This is a genomic window from Bacillus sp. EKM208B, from assembly GCF_011800725.1.
Taxonomy (GTDB): Bacteria; Bacillota; Bacilli; order Bacillales; family Bacillaceae; genus Bacillus; species Bacillus velezensis.
Map to the genome: position 1 here is coordinate 423,395 of NZ_JAANHO010000004.1, position 19,411 is coordinate 442,805.

Below are 19,411 nucleotides of genomic sequence, written 5' to 3' on the forward strand. Positions count from 1 at the left end.
CTCCACCCGCCCCTTCTTTAGTGTAGAAATAACGTATCCAATCTGCGCCTCAGCAGACTTTCGGTCTCATTCATCAATTTTTCACCAATGTCATCGACATGTCTGTTTCTCCATGATTCCAAATCCGTGCCCTTTACCCAATGATTAAAAGCGCCTAAAGACGGGCCGCAATGAACTTGGAAATTCACCTTTTGTTCTTCCTGCCCTTCCAAAGCAAGCAGACATCCTCTTTGCAAATACCACTTAAATAGTAACAGCATCTTATATTTTTGATTGCGCTCAGCTTTTTGGGCCAGGTTCGGCTGTTTTTCTATTATGCTTTCGTAGATTTCATCAAAAGTCTTGTTAAAATAATCATTTTCGAGCTGAATCTTTGTCTTTTCATCTATCTCATTCAAAGACTCGTATTGTTGGTAGATTTGAAATAATTTATTTGCCCTGACCGGAAACAGCGTGCCCTTTTTCAGCACCTGAACCTTTGTTCCGAACTCAAACAGAGTCTCCGAAGGCGCATAAGCAGTATCGCATATTCCTGTCTCACTCAGCATTTCTTTAACAAAACCGCTTGTATCGGCTTCAACTGTACATTGATTAATGGATCCCGTCATAATAAAATCAGCGCCCATTAAAAAAGCAGACGCGGCAGACTCGGGAGTCCCGATTCCTCCCGCAGCCCCGATCCTTATCTTCCTTGCGTATTTGTGTGTTTCCATCATTTCATCCCGCAGGTTAACAAAAAACGGCAGCATCGCTGTCAATGAGCCCTGTTCAGTATTACTTCCGCAATCTGCTTCAATAATGATATCGTCTGCTGCCGGAATACGGCTGAGCCACTCCGCCTGCTCTTCCGTCAGCATACCGTGCTGACACATTCTCTTTACGATACTTTGAGGAGGCGGACTCAGAAATGCGGCCGCAACTTCCGGCCGTGAAACTTTGGCAATGATCCGATTATGAGGTATGACGCTGCCGCTTTTGTCTATCTTCAACTGATGCGCTTTGTAATAAATTAATGGCGCGCTGACGGAAAGATACGAAGACGCTTCTATTACTCGTACGTCATGCTTGATATATAAATCTATCAATTCCTTTTCTCTATCTTGATGATCCGGCTCAAATCGCAGATTCATTCCGTAGGGCTGGCCATTTTTGAGTGTCTTCTTAATAGAAATAAGGGCCTGTTCAATTTCCCTTATCGTTAAACCTGCTGTGCCAAAGAACCCCAGCATTCCTTTCTTCCCGAGGCGGATCAGCATTTCAGCGGAAGAGATCCCTCTATGCATCGCACCTGCCAAATACGCGTATGTCAAACCGTAATCTTCTTTAAAAGATTGATCACCCAATCGGGACATCGGTGAAGCTGCACCGCTCTCTATATTTTCGGCCAAGAGGCTATGCTCTTTCCCGCTTTCCGAATTGTCCTTATTCCCTTCAGAAAAGAAGAGACTGTCTTCCGGCGCACTGATAGTAAGCGGTTCCTCATCTCTTTGTATGGTTTGAATTAATTTAGTCAGAATGTTGCCGGGACCGATCTCTTCAAACACAGTGACGCCTTGTCCCATTAGATACCTGATGCTTTCAGTCCATTTTACCGAGTTTGTTATTTGTTCAATTAAATTCCGTTTGATATCTTCTTGTTTATAAGGTCTTGCCGTGTAGTTAGAAATGACCGGGAAATTCAATTCAGAAAATTGAAACCCCTCGATAAATTCCGCAAATTCACGCTGTGCACTTTCCATGAAACGAGAATGAAAAGCCCCGCCGACCTGCAATACGATATAAGCTTTCGCCCCTTCTTTTTCAAAAAAAGAGGCTGCCCGCTTTATCTCTTCTGCAGCCCCTGCTATCACAATTTGTGAAGATGTATTGTAATTGGCGATATCTATTTGGCCGAATTCATACTTTTGAAGTATTTTTTTTATGTGGTGCTCATCCAGTCCGATCACGGCAGCCATTCCGCCCTCGGAAGCCTCACTCATTAGCTCGCCTCTTTTAGCAACCAGCCGGAGACCTGTTTCAAAATTAAAAACGCCGGCCGCAAAAAGCGCAGTATATTCACCCAGACTATGTCCTGCAACAGCATCTGGGCGTGTATGACCTTCTTTTAAACCCTTTAAATATTGCAGTGCGCTCACTGTATAAATTGCAGGTTGTGTATACTTCGTATCAGTCAGCCTCTCTTTTTCGTCTGAAAGGCATAAATCCTTTATGGAGTATCCTAAAATATGATCTGCCTTTTTAATGAGCTCACTGAATTCATCGAATAAGTCTCTGCCCATTCCTTTAAACTGCGCTCCCTGTCCGGGAAAGACGTAAGCAAGCATTTGTTTTCCTCCTGTTCCGTATTTCTGCCGTTTCTTTTCGTTCCGATTTTGATAAACGTTTTTCACTTCAATTTTAAAATTGTCGTTTACTTTCAACACCCTTACTTAATAAGCATTACTAAGCAAAATAAAAAAACCTTTATGCCGGATAAAGGTTTAAAAGCAAAAAGCATGTACAAATATCATATTGCCGTAAATATAAATAGATAGAATTTTCTGATAATTAAAATCACATTTTCATTCTGTTTTATATATATATATCAATATAATAAAAACATTCCAACGTGCCGAAACAACGATTGGTTTTATGTGAATATTTCCCTAAATAAATACTATACTATGATTTACTTGTTGTCAATGGGAAACACACGTATTTACCAATTCTTCAGCCGCCTTTTTACAGGCGGCTGAACTCGGTTGTTATCAGTTCATCAGCCCATGCCGATATGCCTTCACTATACTATTTGCGGAATAATAGTTCTTTCTCTTTGTTGTAGTCTTTAGTAAATTGATTGAACTCATCTGCTTGTTTATGCACCTTTTCGTAAACTGAGTTTACTTTGCTGATTTGCTCTTCCAGCTGCGCTAATGTGAGCTTTTTATCTTTAATCAGTTTATAAAGGTCCTTATCAAGTGAAATGGCTTTTTCGTACTTTTTGTACAAAAGGTCATAAGATGCATACCTTTTCTCCATTAAAGCGACCGCATGCCCGGCTTTTTCTTTTACTTTCTTATCCTTTATTTCTTGAGAAGTTTTTTTTGCGGATTCAAACGCTTGTTTTGAATCATCAATACTGTCTTTTTCTGCTTTCAGATGTTTTTTTCGCTGATTTGCATTGCTCAGAGCCTGATCAGACAGTGTGACAATTTTCTGGTAATCATCCATATTCAGTTTAACCGCGCTGTCGTATAGCTTATGCTCTTTTTTCTCCAATTTTTCTAATGTTTTCTGCTCTTTTTGAAACGGTTTTTCCGCTTGAACGGCTTTTTCCATCGAGTCATGAAGCGATTCAACCGGATCTTTTCCCCCGCAGCCGGCAAGCAGCATACTTGCGGCGCCGAGCGCTCCGATTCCTGCTAATACCTTTTTTTGAATCATATTCACTTAAAATCCCCCAATCTTGACAATTTCCACTATAGAAGCCCGAACGCTTTTTGACAATAGCTGAGCTGTAATTGGCATGACCGGGTAAAAAGACGCTTACGGTGCTGTCAAAGAATACTTGCGTAAAAAATTGAGAAAACAGGGCGGATGACCATACATCTTTTTGGCTTTTACATAGTTTATAGTAGACGCCGGCCCTGCTGACAGAGGGTCAGCGTAATTAAAAGAGGAGGTTTTTTTATGTACGGATATGGATTTGGCGGCGGATTTGGCGGCGGTTGCTGCGGCGGCGGATATGGTTATGGCGGCGGTTACGGTTACGGCTGCGGCGGCGGATACGGCCGCACATTCGCATTAATCGTCGTATTGTTTATCTTATTAATCATCGTCGGTGCCGCTTATTTAGGCTGCGGCTGCTGACCTTATACACCATGAACATCGGCCGGCCTGCTATGGCCGGCCAATTGTTTCGTTGCGCCGCGATAAAGAAATTCGCTATAATTTACATATTAAGCTTTAGGAGTGAAGTTTCTTGATTACTATGGAAAATATTGTACGCGATGGACATCCCGCGCTCAGAGAGATCGCTGAAGAGGTTCAGCTTCCCGCTTCTGACGAAGAAAAACAGCATCTTGCTGATATGATTGAGTTTGTGAAAAACAGCCAAAATCCTGAATTAGCCGAGAAATACAAGCTTCGTCCGGGCGTCGGTCTTGCCGCTCCGCAAACAGACGTAAAAAAACGGATGATCGCCGTCCATGCAGAAGATGCGAAAGGCACTTTATACAGCTATGCTCTTTTTAACCCTAAGATCGTCAGCCACTCAGTGGAAAAAAGCTACTTGACGAGCGGAGAAGGCTGCCTGTCGGTAGACGAACCCATTCCCGGCTATGTGCCGCGCTACGCCCGCATCCGCGTAAAGGCGGTGACGCTTGAAGGAGAACAGATTGACATCCGCCTCAAAGGTTTTCCGGCCATCGTGTTTCAGCACGAAATCGATCATCTGAACGGCGTGATGTTTTACGACCATATCGACAAAGAAAATCCGTTCAAAGAACCTGAAAACGCCATTGCCATTGACCGTTAAAAATAACCGGCACTTCCCAAAGTGCCGGTTTTCTCTATTTCAAAAGGCCCAGTTCTTTGACGGCCCAGCTGATTCCCTCTTCATCCACCGGCTTTGTGACGAAATCGGCGGCAGCTTTTAATTCCGGAACCGCATTTCCCATCGCCACCCCGGTGCCGACAAAACGGATCATCTCAAGGTCATTTAGTCCGTCGCCGAATGCATAAGTGTCACTTACCCCGTACGGAAGCCGCTCAAGCACTCTTTTAATGCCTTCCGCTTTTGAACCGCCTTTCGGAAGCACATCCGTTGACAATTCATGCCAGCGGACATAATCAAACTCCGGAAAAGCGGCATATGCTTTTTCTTCATGACCGCGGCAGAATAAAAGCAGCTGATAAATTTCTTTTCCTTTATAAAATGTTTCATCCACTTCGGGATAAGGCGCTTTCAGACTGCCGATACCTTCCGAGACGTGCGGATGTCCGGGGACGGTCGTTTTCATCGTGTCTTCCGCCATAAATACGACGGGGTGCTCCCCTTCTGCCGCCTGCTTTAATAAACGCGCAACCGCATCTTCAGGAAGCGGATTTTTATAAATGACCTCACCTTCAAATACGACATACTGGCCGTTGTATGAAATAAATGATTCAATCTCAAGCTCTTCCAGAATCGGTTTTACCATAAACGGGGACCTTCCGCTGGCGATAAAAACGTGATGGCCAGCCTCTTTAAGCGCCTTCACGGCGTTTCTTGCGCTATCGGGAATATGTTTATCATGGTCATAGATCGTGCCGTCAATATCAAAAAAAATCAATTTTGGTTTCATGTCAATTTCTCCTTTTTCCCGTTTATCAGTCGTGTCTTTTTCAATATCATCATACATAAAGTTTTTCTTCCGGAAAACCGCATTGATGAAATTCCAGTTTTACCCACGAAAACAAATTCATTTTTTCCGCATACTACTGCTATAAAGGGCTTTTAAGGAGGTATACGATGCTGCGCCGATTACGGAAGAAACTCAGAAGACAGTGGGGCGGAATGCTCCGGAAAAAAGTCATCGCGTAGAAGGGATCTTTCGGTTTTTGAAAGTCCCTTTTTTGCTCGAGACTTTCCTTATAATCCGTTTTCGAATATAATAGAATAAGCGAGTCTAACATACGGCATTTAAGGAGAGATTTGGATGATTTATAAGGTATTTTATCAAGAGAAGGCTGACGAAGTACCTGTTCGGGAAAAAACAGATTCACTTTACATTGAGGGCGTTTCAGAACGGGACGTCAGAACGAAACTGAAAGATCAGAAATACAACATTGAATTTGTTCAGCCTGTGGACGGTGCTTTTTTAGAATATGAGAAGCAGAGCGAAAATTTTAAAGTATTGGAGTTATGAGCGGAATGAAATTTGTAAAAAATGACCAGACTGCCGTTTTCGCCCTCGGCGGATTGGGCGAGATCGGGAAAAATACGTACGGGGTGCAGTTTCAGGATGAAATTGTACTGATTGATGCGGGAATCAAGTTCCCGGAAGATGAACTTCTCGGCATTGATTACGTAATCCCCGATTACACGTATTTAGTAAAAAATGAAGATAAAATTAAAGGTCTGTTTATCACCCACGGTCACGAAGACCATATCGGCGGTATTCCGTACCTGCTCAGACAAGTAAATATTCCCGTTTACGGCGGTAAACTCGCGATCGGCTTACTTCGGAATAAACTTGAAGAGCACGGGCTGTTAAGACAGACCAAATTAAACATCATCGGTGAAGACGACATCGTGAAGTTCCGCAAGACGTCTGTATCCTTCTTCAGAACGACACACAGCATTCCGGATTCATACGGAATCGTCGTCAAAACACCGCCGGGCAATATCGTACATACCGGGGACTTTAAGTTCGATTTCACACCGGTAGGCGAACCGGCAAACTTGACTAAGATGGCTGAAATCGGGAAAGAAGGCGTTCTGTGCCTGCTTTCTGACAGTACAAACAGTGAGGTTCCTGATTTCACCATGTCAGAACGCCGCGTAGGCGAAAGCATTCACGATATTTTCCGAAAAGTGGACGGCAGAATTATATTTGCGACATTCGCTTCGAATATACACCGTCTTCAGCAGGTGATTGAAGCAGCCGTTTTAAACGGCAGAAAAGTTGCCGTATTCGGACGCAGTATGGAATCGGCTATTGAAATCGGACAAAATCTCGGTTACATTACCTGTCCTAAAAATACGTTTATTGAGCATAACGAAATCAATCGTATGCCTGCCAATAAGGTAACGATTTTATGTACGGGAAGCCAAGGTGAACCGATGGCGGCGTTATCACGCATCGCTAACGGGACGCACCGGCAGATTTCCATTAATCCCGGAGATACGGTCGTCTTTTCTTCCTCTCCGATTCCCGGAAACACAATCAGCGTAAGCCGCACCATCAACCAGCTGTACCGTGCGGGCGCAGAAGTCATTCACGGTTCATTGAATGACATTCATACATCCGGGCACGGCGGACAGGAAGAGCAGAAATTAATGCTCCGCCTGATCAAACCGAAGTTCTTTATGCCGATTCACGGTGAGTACAGAATGCAGAAAATGCACGTCAAACTCGCGACTGATTGCGGCATACCCGAAGAAAACTGCTTTATCATGGATAATGGCGAAGTGCTGGCCCTCAAAGGCGAAGAAGCCGCTGTGGCAGGCAAAATTCCGTCCGGCTCCGTTTACATTGACGGAAGCGGAATCGGTGATATCGGCAATATCGTGCTCCGCGACCGCCGCATTCTTTCAGAAGAAGGCCTTGTTATCGTTGTTGTCAGCATCAATATGGACGACTTTAAGGTTTCAGCGGGACCTGATTTAATCTCAAGAGGTTTTGTATACATGAGAGAATCCGGTGATTTGATCAATGACGCGCAGCAGCTCATTTCGAACCATCTGGAGAAAGTAATGGATCGGAAAACAACGCAGTGGTCCGAAATTAAAAACGAAATTACCGATACGCTTGCTCCGTTCCTATACGAAAAAACAAAACGCCGCCCGATGATCCTTCCGATCATTATGGAGGTCTAAAAAAACTGCACTCATTACGAGTGCAGTTTTTTTATTGCAGCGGAATATGCTGAAAGGCTTTGACATCAAACAGACCGGCTGCTGTCATTTTAATATCCGGAATCACCGGAAGCGCTAAAAACGATAATGTGAGAAACGGATTGAAATCACCGGTGAATCCGAGCAGCGGAAGCTTTTCATGAAGCACGCCCAAGCTGTCATTGACCCATTCCGCCGACTTATCAGACAAAAGCCCGGCGATCGGAAGCGGAACGGAGTGAAGCAATTCTCCGTTTTTCACGGCTGTTAATCCTCCTCCGGTGTCACGGAGCCTGTTGATTGCTTTTGCCAAATCGGCATCGTTTGTACCGACGGCGATGATATTATGGGAATCGTGAGAAATGGTTGTGGCGATGGCGCCTTCTTTTAACCCGAACCCTTGTACAATCCCGAGTCCTATCATTTTTTCGCCGCTGTGCCGCTCTGCGACGGCGATTTTTAATAAATCATTTTCTGTATCAGGACGAAACGCGTCAGCAGACGGTGCAGGCACTTCTTTTTTTCTCGTCTCCAAATGATTCGGTATCATTTCGATTACATTCATTTTCTTGCCCTCTTGAATCGGTATATGAAAATCCGATTCAGTCAGCGGCGCTTTCAGCCGCACTGTATCCAACAGCGCCTGGTCCGGCGAATAGGAACCGGCAGACTGTTCATAAACCGTGCGTCCGTTCTCGGCAACGGTCCGGCCGGCGACCATGGTCTTCGTGACGGCAGCCTCCCGTACATCTGAAATGAACAGCAGATCTGCGTCAAAACCCGGCGCTACCGCCCCTTTTGTTTCAAGACCGTAGCACTCAGCCGCATTTAAACTGGCAAGCTGATACGCAAGGAATGGATCAAGTCCCGCCTTTATCGCCATTTTGACTTGGTGGTTCACACTTCCTTCTGAAAGCAGATCATCTACATGCTTATCATCCGTGCAAAAGAAAAAGCGCCGCGCGTTTTTTTCATTCACCGCCGGCAGCACATTGAGCGTATTTTTTGCCACCGATCCTTCGCGCAGCATGACATACATTCCCCGTCTGATTCTGTCCAGCGCTTCTTCTTTTGTCGTCACTTCATGATCATTTGACACCATTGCGGTTCTATATATATTGATGATATCTGAAGAGAGTCCGGCTAAATGCCCGTCGATCCGTTTTCCGTGACGCTTGGCGTCAAGCAGTTTCTGAAGCATATCCTCTTCACCTTCCGCAACAGACACATAATCCATTACTTCCGCAAGTCCGAGCACCTCTTTCTCCTGATAAAAAGGCTTTAAATCCTCGGCTTTTAATACGGCTCCCGAGCGTTCAAAGCTAGCGGCGGGAACACAGGAAGGAAGCATGAAACGGATGTTCAGCGGCGCCTTTTTCGCCTGCTCTATCATAAAAGAGATGCCTTTTGCTCCGGAAACGTTCGCAATTTCGTGAGGATCAGTAATGACCGTAGTCACTCCGTGTGGGAGGACGGCTTTAGCAAATTCAATCGGAGTAACCATAGAGGACTCGATATGAACATGTCCGTCAATAAAGCCCGGAACGATCATTTGGCCTTCTGCATCAATGACTTCTTCCCCTTCATATTCGCCCAGCCCGACGATCACTCCGTCCGTAATGGCGATATCTGCAGAAATCCATTCCTGGTTAAATACATCCATGATTTTTCCGTTTTTAATGACGGTATCGGCTTTTTGTCTGCCGGCTGATGCATTCAGCCGTTCAGCCAGTGTTTCTTTGTTCAAAATGAGGCCTCCTCTTTTTCTTTATATGGTACAATATGCTATCGGATCGCTTGATCATAGTCAATAAAAATCGCAGAAAATACCGCTTACACGATAAATGTCTTACTATTCTGACATAATAAAAGACCGCCCTTTTACGGACGGCTTTTCACTTTGTATGAAGCACTCTTTTTTCAAATCGGGAAATGTCCGTAAGAGAGCCGATAACGATGAGAATATCTTCTTTTTGGATCATTTCAGTCGCCAGCGGAGATACGATCACTTCTTTTTCTCTCTTGATGGCCACGATATTAATGCCGTACTTCGCCCGGATGTCCAGGTCAAGCAGTGTGTTGCCCGCAAGCCTGCTGTTGGCCACGATCTCCACAATGCTGTGTTCGTCGGACAGCTCCAAATAATCAAGCACATTATTTGATACGATGTTGTGGGCGATGCGTTTTGCCATGTCACGTTCAGGGTGGACGATGTGGTCGGCCCCGATTTTCGCAAGCACTTTCTCATGATAATCGTTCTGCGCTTTAACCGTGATCGTGTTCACGCCGAGTTCCTTTAAGATCAGCGTCGTTAAAATGCTCGCCTGTATATTTTCGCCGATTGCCACAATGACGTGGTCAAAGTTGCGCAGCCCTAAGTTTTTCAGCACCGATTCATCGGTTGAATCGCCGATGACCGCGTGTGATGCGATTTTGGCGTATTCATTTACTTTATCTTCATCAATATCCATCGCCATGACCTCAAGGCCTTCTTCACTTAATGCTTTGCAAATACTTCCGCCGAAGCGTCCGAGACCGATAACGGCAAACTCTTTTCTCATAACAGTACTCCTTTAAACAATATCTCTAATAGGAATAGTATCACATTTTCGGCAATGAGTTCATATAGCGTTTAAGCTTTTCTGAAAAGGCGGGCGATAAATACAGGTCCGCTCCGCGTTCGATTTCTTCCTGATAGTGACCCGGAGGCGCAATTTCCTCAGCTTTATCAAGAACGAGAAACGTCAGGACGCCTCTGTATACACGGCCGCCGGCACACACTTCTATGAATGCTGGACGGTATGTGTGGTTATCAACACCTTCTCTTTTGTACAGATAGGTTGCCGCTTCAAACGGGAGCTTGTACAGCACGCCTTCAGTTCGTCCCCCGTCTTCAACAAGATCGGCTCTGGAACCGTCAGGACGCCTTAACGTGAATCTCGTCGAATACCCTTCAACAACCGCCCCTCCGACCGGCTCGGCAAAAAAGTGGTCGACCCCCGCCTGTTTAAACCGGGCATTGTCCATACAGGAGCCGTAAGCGAAATAATAAACCGGACTGTCATCCTCCCGTTTCATAAAACGGTATTCTTTCCAGTCTCCGCTTTTGATACGGCTGAATGAGGCACACTGGCCGGGCTTTACGACATATGCGAAGGCGGTTTTATTCCCGGCATCCGTCGTCACGGCAACCTCTTTCCGATCAAAATCAGCATAATACGCATCCAGCTTACGGATCATCTGATGATCTGTTTCATACAATTCCCCGTACACAAAAGCTGTTTCTGCTAAAGACGCCGCAGGCTGACCTTTATCCGTTTCGTACAGCACGCCGTTTATCGCGGCCTGCTCGCACACACACGGAGCGCCTTTCAGCAGTTCATGGTTTTCTTCACGCTTCCGTAACAAACCGTATACAAAAAGAAGCAAGTTATTTTTCCTCCTTTTGGACAGCAGCCGCTTCTAACGGCAGAATCACCTGAAACGTACTGCCTTCTCCATTTTTGCTCTTAATGTTAAGTTTACCATTATGCTCCTTCAGAATTCGTAAACAAATCGGAAGACCGAGACCCGTTCCCTGATCTTTTGTTGAGAAAAACGGTTTCCCGATGTTTTCAAGCTTTTCTTTCGACATGCCGTTCCCTTCATCCTGTATGCTGATCACCGCGTATTCTTCATCCCGTTTTGTATAAATATGAATATTCCCGCCGTCAGGCATCGCTTCAATCGCATTTTTAATAATATTGATAAATACCTGTTTCAACTGGTTTTCGTCACCGTTGACCATACAGGACTCAGTCTGCCTGAAATCCTTCTCAATCACAGTGTTCGACAGCACCGCGTTCGTGTCAAGAAGCGTCGCCACCTGCCTTAAAATATGGTTGAGATGATGAGCGGTAAACGTCACGGTCTGCGGCTTGGCGAGCAGAAGCAGCTCCCCCAGCACGAGATCAATCCTTTTAATCTCCGAAAAAATAATATCAAAATAATCCGTTCTTTCCGGATACTGGGCTTTCATCAGCTGGAGAAAGCCGCTGACTGACGTTAAAGGATTTCTTACTTCATGGGCGATTCCTGCCGCAAGCTCCCCGGCAATGGCCAGCTTTTGAGATTGCATGGCAAGGCGTTCGTTCGTCTCCAGAAGCTCGTCGACCGCTTTTTTCCGTTCACTGATATCAGACATCGTCCCCAGGCTTCCGACAAATTTCTGTCTGCGGTCATAATACAGCTTATAATGGACTTCTCCCCAAAAGATCGAGCCGTCTCTTTTAATATATTTGGCCGTAAACATTCCTGACGGGGACTGCTGCTTGATTTGGGAGATAATATAATCAATGATATGTTTTTCTTTTATAAAATAATCATTATACATCGTGCCCATACATTCGCTGATGGAGTGGCCCGTAATCGCCGTCCAGGCCTGATTCAAATATGTAATATTCCCTTGTGCATCCGTCTGAAAAACGATTTCCTGCAGATTGTCCATGATCCGGTTTTTCTCATCTGAAAGCGCCTTTGCTTTCTGCTCGCTGTCCTTCAGCTCCGCCAGCAGCTGCTTTTTATTATCCACATAATAAGCCAGCAGCCAGACGCCGATTAATGTGACGGCGGTAAAGGTGATGTCAACTGGCCAGTTAATCGGATTCCGTTCAATCATATAAAATAAATAATCCCAAAACATAATAAAAATCATTGCCAAGATTAAGGAAATGATACGCGCTTGATATTTTCCCATAGTCCCACCTGCCGCTAGCATTTCTACATATATTGTAACATTGTTGACTGCATTATTGACTAAAAAATGATAACTATTCCCAATTAATTGAGCAGGTTCGCTTACTTTTCCCGTGAGTTTTTGCACAAGTTCATAATAAAAGGACGGAATGATGCTCCGCCCTTTTTGCCGATTATGATCTACCTTTTAACGCTTCCTCGATTTCCTCAAGCAGCATTTTCGCTCCTTCAGGACTTAAAATAATTTTGCCGTTGCCGTACTCCTGATTTTCGGAGGTAATTTCCCCCGTCATTAAGCAAATGCCGTGCGGCTTGTATTTTTTTAAGACAATTTTGTCTCCGTCAACGAAAAATTCAATACTATCTTTAATAGCGATATCCAATGCTCTTCTCAATTCAATCGGCATGACAATACGCCCGAGTTCGTCTACTTTTCTTACTACACCAATTGATTTCATAGAAATCCCCTACTTCCTTTAATGTCTCTTCTTTATGTCCAAGGAAAATCCTTCATAAACGTAGACGAAAGGAACGGAGCAAAAGTTTCTCAGCATCCGGAACTGAATGTTTTTTTACAAAAGAAAATCCTTTTGAAATATGGGATACAGACTTTCCCTCCTTTTTTACAAAAACATTTCATTCCCGGCGGAAACCCCCAAAAATCGTGGTTTTTCTCAGAAACTTTAAATGTAGAATCAATTAAATCAGGATAGGGATTGGGTGAAAACATGTTTCAATCAACTGAGATCGGAATCGACTTAGGAACCGCTAATATACTTGTTTACAGTAAAAATAAAGGAATTATTTTAAACGAACCTTCCGTTGTCGCTGTAGATACAACAACGAAAGCGGTGCTTGCCATCGGAACGGATGCCAAAAGCATGATCGGAAAGACGCCGGGGAAAATCGTCGCCGTACGGCCGATGAAAGACGGTGTCATTGCTGATTATGATATGACAACTGACTTATTAAAACACATTATGAAAAAAGCCGGAAAAAAAATCGGAATGACCTTCCGCAAACCGAATGTCGTCGTCTGCACGCCTTCAGGCTCAACAGCCGTTGAACGCCGCGCCATCAGTGACGCTGTCAAAAACTGCGGAGCGAAAAACGTTCACTTGATTGAAGAACCCGTAGCCGCTGCAATCGGGGCCGACCTCCCTGTTGACGAGCCGGTCGCAAACGTCGTCGTAGATATCGGCGGCGGTACGACTGAAGTCGCCATCATCTCATTCGGGGGCGTCGTATCCTGCCATTCGATCAGAATCGGCGGCGACCAGCTTGATGAAGATATCGCCTCGTTCGTCAGAAAAAAATACAACCTGCTGATCGGGGAACGTACGGCAGAACAAGTGAAAATGGAAATCGGTTTTGCATTGATTGAACATGTGCCGGAAACGATGGAAATCCGCGGCCGTGACCTTGTAACCGGTCTGCCGAAGACAATCAGACTGCAGTCTAATGAAATTCAGCACGCGATGCGTGAGTCGCTCCTGCATATTCTTGAAGCGATCAGAGCGACACTTGAAGATTGTCCGCCGGAGCTCAGCGGTGATATTGTTGACCGCGGCGTCGTGTTAACCGGCGGAGGCTCCCTTTTAAACGGGATGAAAGAATGGCTGACAGAAGAAATCGTCGTTCCCGTTCATTTGGCGGCAAATCCGCTTGAATCAGTGGCTATCGGCACGGGGCGTTCATTAGACGTCATCGACAAGCTGCAAAAAGCGATTAAATAATAAGATTGTGCTTCTTTTTTCTCCGGCCGGCTCATATTGTGAGAACTGGAGAAACATTAAGGAGGAAGCATATGCTTAGAGATGTGGGAAGACGCGTAGCAGTAGCCGTCATTTTAAGCGGAATTATTTTGGGGGGTATGAGCATTTCACTGGCCAATATGCCCCATTCTCCGGCCGGCGGCGCCGTAAAACTGAATCACCCGTAAAGACGCAGCAAAAGCTGTGTCTTTTTCGTTTGTGCTCCTTTCTTTCCTTTATGAGGCGATATTTGATATGATGAGAAAAACCGATGAGGAGGAATGAACGATGAGTTCGTTTACTGAAAAGTTACATACATATGCTCAGCTGGCGGTAGAAGTCGGCGTCAATGTCCAAAAAGGACAGCATGTCGTAATCAATGCCTCAACTGATGTTAGGGAACTTGTCAGACTGCTTGCCAAACATTCTTATGAAAAAGGCGCAAAAAACGTCACCGTAAATTGGCAGGACGATGAACTGTCCAGATTAAAATACGAGATGGCACCTTTTGAAGCGTTTGAAGAGTATCCTGAATGGGAAGCAAAAGGCAAAGAAGAGCTCGCGAAAAAAGGGGCTGCGTTTATTTCTGTCGTCTCATCCGACCCCGACCTGTTAAAAGGCACTGACGGCAAACGGATTGCAGCGTTCCAAAAAGCCGCCGGAAAAGCATTGCATACATACAGACAATATATTCAATCAGATAAGGTCAGCTGGACGGTGATCGGAGCGGCTTCAACAGGCTGGGCGAAAAAAGTGTTCCCGGATCAGCCGGAAGAAACAGCCGTTCAGCTTTTATGGGAAGAAATTTTCAAAACGACCCGAGTAAATGAAGAAAACCCTGTGGAAGCATGGAAAAAACATGATCAAAATCTTCATGAAAAAGTGGAACACCTGAACAAAAAACATTACAGCGCCCTGCATTATCAGGCTGAAGGAACAGACTTAACCATTGAACTGCCGAAAAAACATGTATGGGCAGGCGCGGGAAGCGTGAATGAGAGCGGGCACGAATTCATGGCCAACATGCCGACAGAAGAGGTTTTCACCCTCCCGCAGCGTGACGGGGTGAACGGCACGGTTTCCAGCACGAAACCGCTGAGCTACGGCGGCAACATTATTGATAACTTCACTCTTACCTTTGAAAACGGCCGCATTGTCGATGTGAAAGCTGAAAAAGGCGAGGAGATTTTAAAAGGCATCGTCGAAACCGATGAAGGCTCACACTATCTCGGAGAAGTGGCCTTAGTGCCGTACGATTCACCGATTTCACAATCAAATATTTTATTTTACAACACACTGTACGATGAAAACGCCTCTAACCACTTGGCGATCGGCAGTGCGTATGCCTTTAATATTGAGGGCGGCAAACAAATGACACGGGAAGAGCTTGTCAAAGAGGGCTTAAATGAAAGCATTACACACGTAGATTTTATGGTCGGTTCCAAAGATATGAATATCGACGGCATTACGGCGGACGGCAAAAGAGAACCGATCTTCAGAAACGGAAACTGGGCATTTTAATAAAAAAGGAGGCGATCAGGCCTCCTTTTTTTATTTCGCTTCATACATTTGCAAGTTGGCGCAGACGGTTTCCAAAACAGGTGTATCAACTGACAAGCCTTTCGCTTTCTCAAGCAAAAATCCGTGTAAATGATCACCTTCCGTCACCCTGCCCTTTTCCATATCTCTCAGCATCGACGATTTCATATGGTAAGACATGCTTGTCAATGTGCGATAACTCTCTTCTTCCAGACCAGGATCTTTCGGGATGCCGGCAGCCTTGAAAATGGCTCCGATTTCAGCAAAGAGGCGCTTTGCCGTGTTGCGGCCGCCTTCTGTTTCTAAAATCGGTCCGACCGGCTGTTGAAACAGAGTGGTCACTCCCGCCTGCGCGGCAATAAACATATATTTTTTCCAAATGTCCTTTTCAATATCCCGGCTGATGATGACATCCGCTTTCACACCTGCAAATGCGTTTTCCAGCTCGTTCATACGTTCTGTGCGTTCCCCGTTCCATTCACCGAAAACAAAGCGGTGGGCAGCGCTCGTATGAAGAATTTCCCCTTTGTCGTTAAGGGCGCTCTCAATAAAGCAGAGGCCGCCCAGCACCTGCCGTTTTGAAAAAGCTTCAAACAGCTGGTTATAGTGCCTGTATCCGTTTAAAAAAGGAATAATGACCGACGAAGGTTTGACAAACGGTTTGACATCCCGAATAACGTCCTGCAAAGAATACGCTTTTGAAGCGATAATAACGGCGTCAAATGCTCCTTCTTCGCCCGCCATCATTAATTTCGGCTTGATTGAAACATCACCTTTTGCACTTTTGACGATCAAACCCGTTTCTTGTAATTGTTCCGCCCGTTTCTTGCGGACGAGAAACGTAACGTCATTTCCCTTTTCTGCAAGACGCGCGCCGATATATCCGCCCACTCCTCCAGCTCCGACAATTAAAAACTTCATGATGCATTCCTCCGTCTCTTTTCAAGTTATGTATTCATTTATTGTAACGGGAAGTCAGAAGATTGAAAACTTTTTTCATAAATAAAAAAGCAGAGTCTCCCCTGCTTCTTTATTACGCGTATAGCTCTTCAAGCTTTTTCTGTACATCCGCGTTTTCAAGAAATTCGTCATAAGACATTTGTTTGTCAACAATGCCTTTAGGCGTTAATTCAATGATGCGGTTGGCAATTGTCTGTACAAACTGATGGTCATGAGATGAAAACAGCATAGCGCCTTTAAAACTGATTAAGCCGTTGTTAAGCGCCGTAATGGATTCCAAATCTAAGTGGTTTGTCGGTTCATCCAGAATTAAAATATTCGCGCCGGAAAGCATCGCTTTTGAAAGCATGCAGCGCACTTTTTCTCCTCCGGAAAGGACGTTTGATTTTTTGTTGACTTCTTCTCCTGAGAACAGCATGCGTCCTAAGAAACCGCGCAGAAAGCTTTCGCTTTGGTCATGCGGCGAGTATTGGCGGAGCCAGTCAACAAGGTTCGCATCGCTGCCGTCAAAATACTCGCTGTTGTCTTTAGGGAAGTACGCCTGAGAAGTGGTCACGCCCCATTTAAATGTGCCGCTGTCTGCTTCCATTTCCCCGGAAATGATTTTAAACAATGTCGTAACGGCAAGTTCGTTGCGGCCCGTAAAAGCGATTTTATCTTCTCTGTTCATAATAAAGCTGACGTTATCAAGCACTTTTACCCCGTCAATCGTTTTTGTTAAGCCTTCAACCCGCAGCACGTCATTTCCGATCTCGCGTTCCGGCGTGAAATTGACATAAGGATAACGGCGTGATGACGGTTTGATATCATCAAGCGTGATTTTATCAAGGAGTTTCTTTCTTGATGTCGCCTGCTTTGATTTAGAAGCGTTGGCGCTGAATCTGGCCACGAACTCCTGAAGCTGTTTAATCTGCTCTTCTTTTTTCTTGTTGGCTTCCTGAGAAAGCTTTAAAGCAAGCTGGCTGGATTCATACCAGAAATCATAGTTGCCGACGTACACTTGAATTTTATTAAAATCAAGATCGGCGATGTGCGTGCACACTTTATTTAAAAAGTGACGGTCATGGGATACGACGATGACTGTGTTCTCAAAGTTGATTAAAAACTCTTCCAGCCACTGAATCGCTTTCAGATCCAAGTGGTTGGTCGGTTCATCAAGCAGCAGAACGTCCGGCTTGCCGAACAGCGCCTGTGCCAAAAGCACTTTCACCTTTTCTGAACCGCCTAAGTCCGCCATTTTCTTCGTATGCAGGTCTTCAGAGATGCCCAGGCCCTTTAACAAAATAGCGGCTTCACTTTCAGCTTCCCATCCGTTTAATTCCGCAAACTCTCCTTCAAGCTCAGCGGCGCGGATGCCGTCTTCATCTGAAAAATCAGGCTTCATATAAATCGCGTCTTTTTCCTGCATAACTTCGTATAAACGTTTATGTCCCATAATGACGACTTTCAGCACTTCGAAGTCTTCATATTCAAAGTGGTTCTGCTTCAGAATGGCAAGACGTTCACCCGGGCTCATATGGACATCGCCGGTCTGCGGCTCCAGCTCACCGGATAAAATTTTCAAAAATGTTGATTTTCCGGCACCGTTTGCGCCTATTAATCCGTAGCAGTTGCCCGGCGTAAATTTAATATTGACATCTTCAAATAACTTGCGATCCGCAAAACGCAAGCTCACATTATTTACAGCAATCATTTAGAATCCTCCATCGTGTCTATCATCATTAAAAGTATACCATGAATAAAGGGGAAGAGAAATGTTTCCCTGCGAATATACGGGTTTGAAAAGATGCAGGCGTCAAACCCGGAACGCTGTGATACAATAGATATATATACATATTCATCACGGAGGAACAAGTTGAAGCTTTTAACACTCACAGAATATTGTCTTATGATTTTCTTCACCGGGGTTTTTCTGGCCGTCACAGGCTTTACGGCACGTGACATCGGCTTGTACGTCGGAATCGCCCTCATTTATACGTTTTCGCATCTCTTTTCAAAACGGATGCTTGAAAAACGCGGCAAAGAGAAGAAGCAGGTGAATCTTTTTTTCAGCGTTCTGGCCATTGTCGGATCAGTGCTGGCCACGGTATTGTTCATCGCCGTCGCCGCCTCGTTTGCCAAATAAAAAACGCCTGCTGTCCAAATCGGGCAGCGCGGCGTTTTTATTTTGTCTGACGCATATCATGAAACGGGAAGAACACAAACTTCGAGGTGCCGACGATCCGGTTTTCGGCAATTAAACCGAGTCCGTTCCGGCTGTCCATTGAGTTCAGCCGATTGTCGCCCATGACGAAGTATTTGCCTTTCGGAACCTTTACGGGGCCGAAATCTCCCGTCAGGTTGACTCCCAGTTTTTTCGCTTCTTTTTTATTGCTCGCGAGGTACGGTTCTGCGATTTTTTTGCCGTTTATATAAAGCGTGTCATTTTTCATTTCCACCGTTTCTCCCGGTTTTCCGATGAGCCGCTTTACATAATGGACTTTCGATGTATCGCCGTTAATAATGACGATGTCCCCCCGCTCGATTTCTCCGATATAATTGACGCTTTTGTTGACAAACAGCCTTTCACCGTCATGTAATGTCGGGTACATTGATGATCCTTCCACTAAGTACGGTTCGAACAGGAAATGGCGGATTAACAGCGCAAGTGCGACCGCTATAATGATGGCCTTTCCCCATTCCCAATACGTGTTGGATTTTCTTTTTACCGATTTTTCAGAAGTAGGTTTTTGTTCTTCAGTCAACGTGGTTCCTCCTAGACGATCACTGTTTCAGTTCATGCACCATCTTTACTTTATCATAACTCATCACAAAATACATAACGCTTCTATGCGTACATGATTGA

General features: G+C 45.0%; 19 protein-coding genes. 8 read left to right on the top strand and 11 right to left on the bottom strand.

Features of this window, described 5'->3' with window-relative positions:
• Positions 1 to 17 precede the first annotated feature (17 nt).
• Both fabD and G9F75_RS09840 read right to left on the bottom strand, forming a co-directional pair.
• Positions 18 to 2,324: an ACP S-malonyltransferase gene (gene fabD / locus G9F75_RS09835; RefSeq protein ID WP_167409081.1), complete on the bottom strand. Its 2,307-nt coding sequence runs from the start codon at positions 2,322 to 2,324 to the stop codon at positions 18 to 20.
• A 460-nt stretch (positions 2,325 to 2,784) separates the two neighbouring features.
• Complete coding sequence (locus tag G9F75_RS09840) at positions 2,785 to 3,423, bottom strand: YkyA family protein (protein WP_031304004.1); 639 nt, start codon at positions 3,421 to 3,423, stop codon at positions 2,785 to 2,787.
• A gap of 246 nt (positions 3,424 to 3,669) precedes the next feature.
• Between G9F75_RS09840 and G9F75_RS09845 the strand changes: the two genes are divergently transcribed.
• On the top strand, positions 3,670 to 3,849 hold the full coding sequence (locus G9F75_RS09845; protein WP_007409651.1) for a YjcZ family sporulation protein: 180 nt from the start codon (positions 3,670 to 3,672) through the stop codon (positions 3,847 to 3,849).
• Positions 3,850 to 3,961: 112 nt separating this feature from the next.
• Complete coding sequence (gene def, locus G9F75_RS09850; RefSeq protein WP_003154544.1) at positions 3,962 to 4,516, top strand: peptide deformylase; 555 nt, start codon at positions 3,962 to 3,964, stop codon at positions 4,514 to 4,516.
• Between the two features lie 34 nt (positions 4,517 to 4,550).
• Here def and G9F75_RS09855 read toward each other — a convergent pair whose 3' ends face one another.
• A complete protein-coding gene (locus G9F75_RS09855; protein WP_015239775.1) occupies positions 4,551 to 5,324 on the bottom strand; it encodes a Cof-type HAD-IIB family hydrolase in 774 nt (257 codons plus the stop codon).
• A gap of 354 nt (positions 5,325 to 5,678) precedes the next feature.
• Here G9F75_RS09855 and G9F75_RS09860 point away from each other — a divergent pair, with 354 nt between their 5' ends.
• On the top strand, positions 5,679 to 5,888 hold the full coding sequence (locus tag G9F75_RS09860) for a DNA-dependent RNA polymerase subunit epsilon (RefSeq protein WP_003154548.1): 210 nt from the start codon (positions 5,679 to 5,681) through the stop codon (positions 5,886 to 5,888).
• 5 nt (positions 5,889 to 5,893) lie between these two features.
• A complete protein-coding gene (gene rnjA, locus G9F75_RS09865) occupies positions 5,894 to 7,561 on the top strand; it encodes a ribonuclease J1 (RefSeq protein ID WP_003154550.1) in 1,668 nt (555 codons plus the stop codon).
• A 31-nt stretch (positions 7,562 to 7,592) separates the two neighbouring features.
• Here the strand turns inward: rnjA and ade are convergent, their stop codons facing one another.
• From ade to G9F75_RS09890, 5 genes are all read right to left on the bottom strand, one after another.
• Entirely contained in the window at positions 7,593 to 9,326 is a 1,734-nt protein-coding gene (ade, locus tag G9F75_RS09870) for an adenine deaminase (protein ID WP_021493747.1), read from the bottom strand.
• Positions 9,327 to 9,474: 148 nt separating this feature from the next.
• Positions 9,475 to 10,140, bottom strand: a complete 666-nt coding sequence (gene ktrC / locus G9F75_RS09875; RefSeq protein ID WP_003154554.1) for a Ktr system potassium transporter KtrC — start codon at positions 10,138 to 10,140, stop codon at positions 9,475 to 9,477.
• 40 nt (positions 10,141 to 10,180) lie between these two features.
• The gene (locus tag G9F75_RS09880; RefSeq protein WP_014417635.1) at positions 10,181 to 11,008 is read right to left on the bottom strand and encodes a gamma-glutamylcyclotransferase family protein; all 828 of its coding nucleotides are present in this window, start codon (positions 11,006 to 11,008) and stop codon (positions 10,181 to 10,183) included.
• 1 nt (position 11,009) lies between these two features.
• Positions 11,010 to 12,314, bottom strand: coding sequence for an ATP-binding protein (locus tag G9F75_RS09885; protein ID WP_014417634.1), 1,305 nt, complete (start codon positions 12,312 to 12,314; stop codon positions 11,010 to 11,012).
• A gap of 172 nt (positions 12,315 to 12,486) precedes the next feature.
• Positions 12,487 to 12,771 carry a transcriptional regulator AbhA gene (locus G9F75_RS09890; RefSeq protein ID WP_014417633.1) on the bottom strand — a complete coding sequence of 95 codons (285 nt, stop codon included), beginning with the start codon at positions 12,769 to 12,771 and terminating at the stop codon, positions 12,487 to 12,489.
• A gap of 270 nt (positions 12,772 to 13,041) precedes the next feature.
• On the opposite strand from G9F75_RS09890, the gene mreBH reads away from it, so the two are divergent.
• The 3 genes from mreBH (at position 13,042) to G9F75_RS09905 (ending at position 15,588) form a co-directional block, all read left to right on the top strand.
• Positions 13,042 to 14,049, top strand: coding sequence for a cell shape-determining protein MreBH (gene mreBH / locus G9F75_RS09895; RefSeq protein ID WP_014417632.1), 1,008 nt, complete (start codon positions 13,042 to 13,044; stop codon positions 14,047 to 14,049).
• Positions 14,050 to 14,120: 71 nt separating this feature from the next.
• Positions 14,121 to 14,255 (top strand): protein YkpC, encoded by a 135-nt coding sequence (locus G9F75_RS09900; RefSeq protein WP_003154559.1) that lies wholly within the window; start codon positions 14,121 to 14,123, stop codon positions 14,253 to 14,255.
• Positions 14,256 to 14,355: 100 nt separating this feature from the next.
• Positions 14,356 to 15,588, top strand: coding sequence for an aminopeptidase (locus tag G9F75_RS09905; protein WP_007409644.1), 1,233 nt, complete (start codon positions 14,356 to 14,358; stop codon positions 15,586 to 15,588).
• Positions 15,589 to 15,618: 30 nt separating this feature from the next.
• Here the strand turns inward: G9F75_RS09905 and G9F75_RS09910 are convergent, their stop codons facing one another.
• Together G9F75_RS09910 and G9F75_RS09915 are read right to left on the bottom strand one after the other, a co-directional pair.
• Entirely contained in the window at positions 15,619 to 16,527 is a 909-nt protein-coding gene (locus G9F75_RS09910; protein WP_021493748.1) for a ketopantoate reductase family protein, read from the bottom strand.
• Between the two features lie 112 nt (positions 16,528 to 16,639).
• Positions 16,640 to 18,259: an ABC-F family ATP-binding cassette domain-containing protein gene (locus G9F75_RS09915; protein ID WP_007409642.1), complete on the bottom strand. Its 1,620-nt coding sequence runs from the start codon at positions 18,257 to 18,259 to the stop codon at positions 16,640 to 16,642.
• Between the two features lie 162 nt (positions 18,260 to 18,421).
• Between G9F75_RS09915 and G9F75_RS09920 the strand changes: the two genes are divergently transcribed.
• Complete coding sequence (locus G9F75_RS09920; protein WP_021493749.1) at positions 18,422 to 18,691, top strand: hypothetical protein; 270 nt, start codon at positions 18,422 to 18,424, stop codon at positions 18,689 to 18,691.
• A 37-nt stretch (positions 18,692 to 18,728) separates the two neighbouring features.
• Here G9F75_RS09920 and sipT read toward each other — a convergent pair whose 3' ends face one another.
• Positions 18,729 to 19,310 (bottom strand): signal peptidase I sipT, encoded by a 582-nt coding sequence (gene sipT, locus G9F75_RS09925; protein WP_003154568.1) that lies wholly within the window; start codon positions 19,308 to 19,310, stop codon positions 18,729 to 18,731.
• Positions 19,311 to 19,411 lie beyond the last annotated feature (101 nt).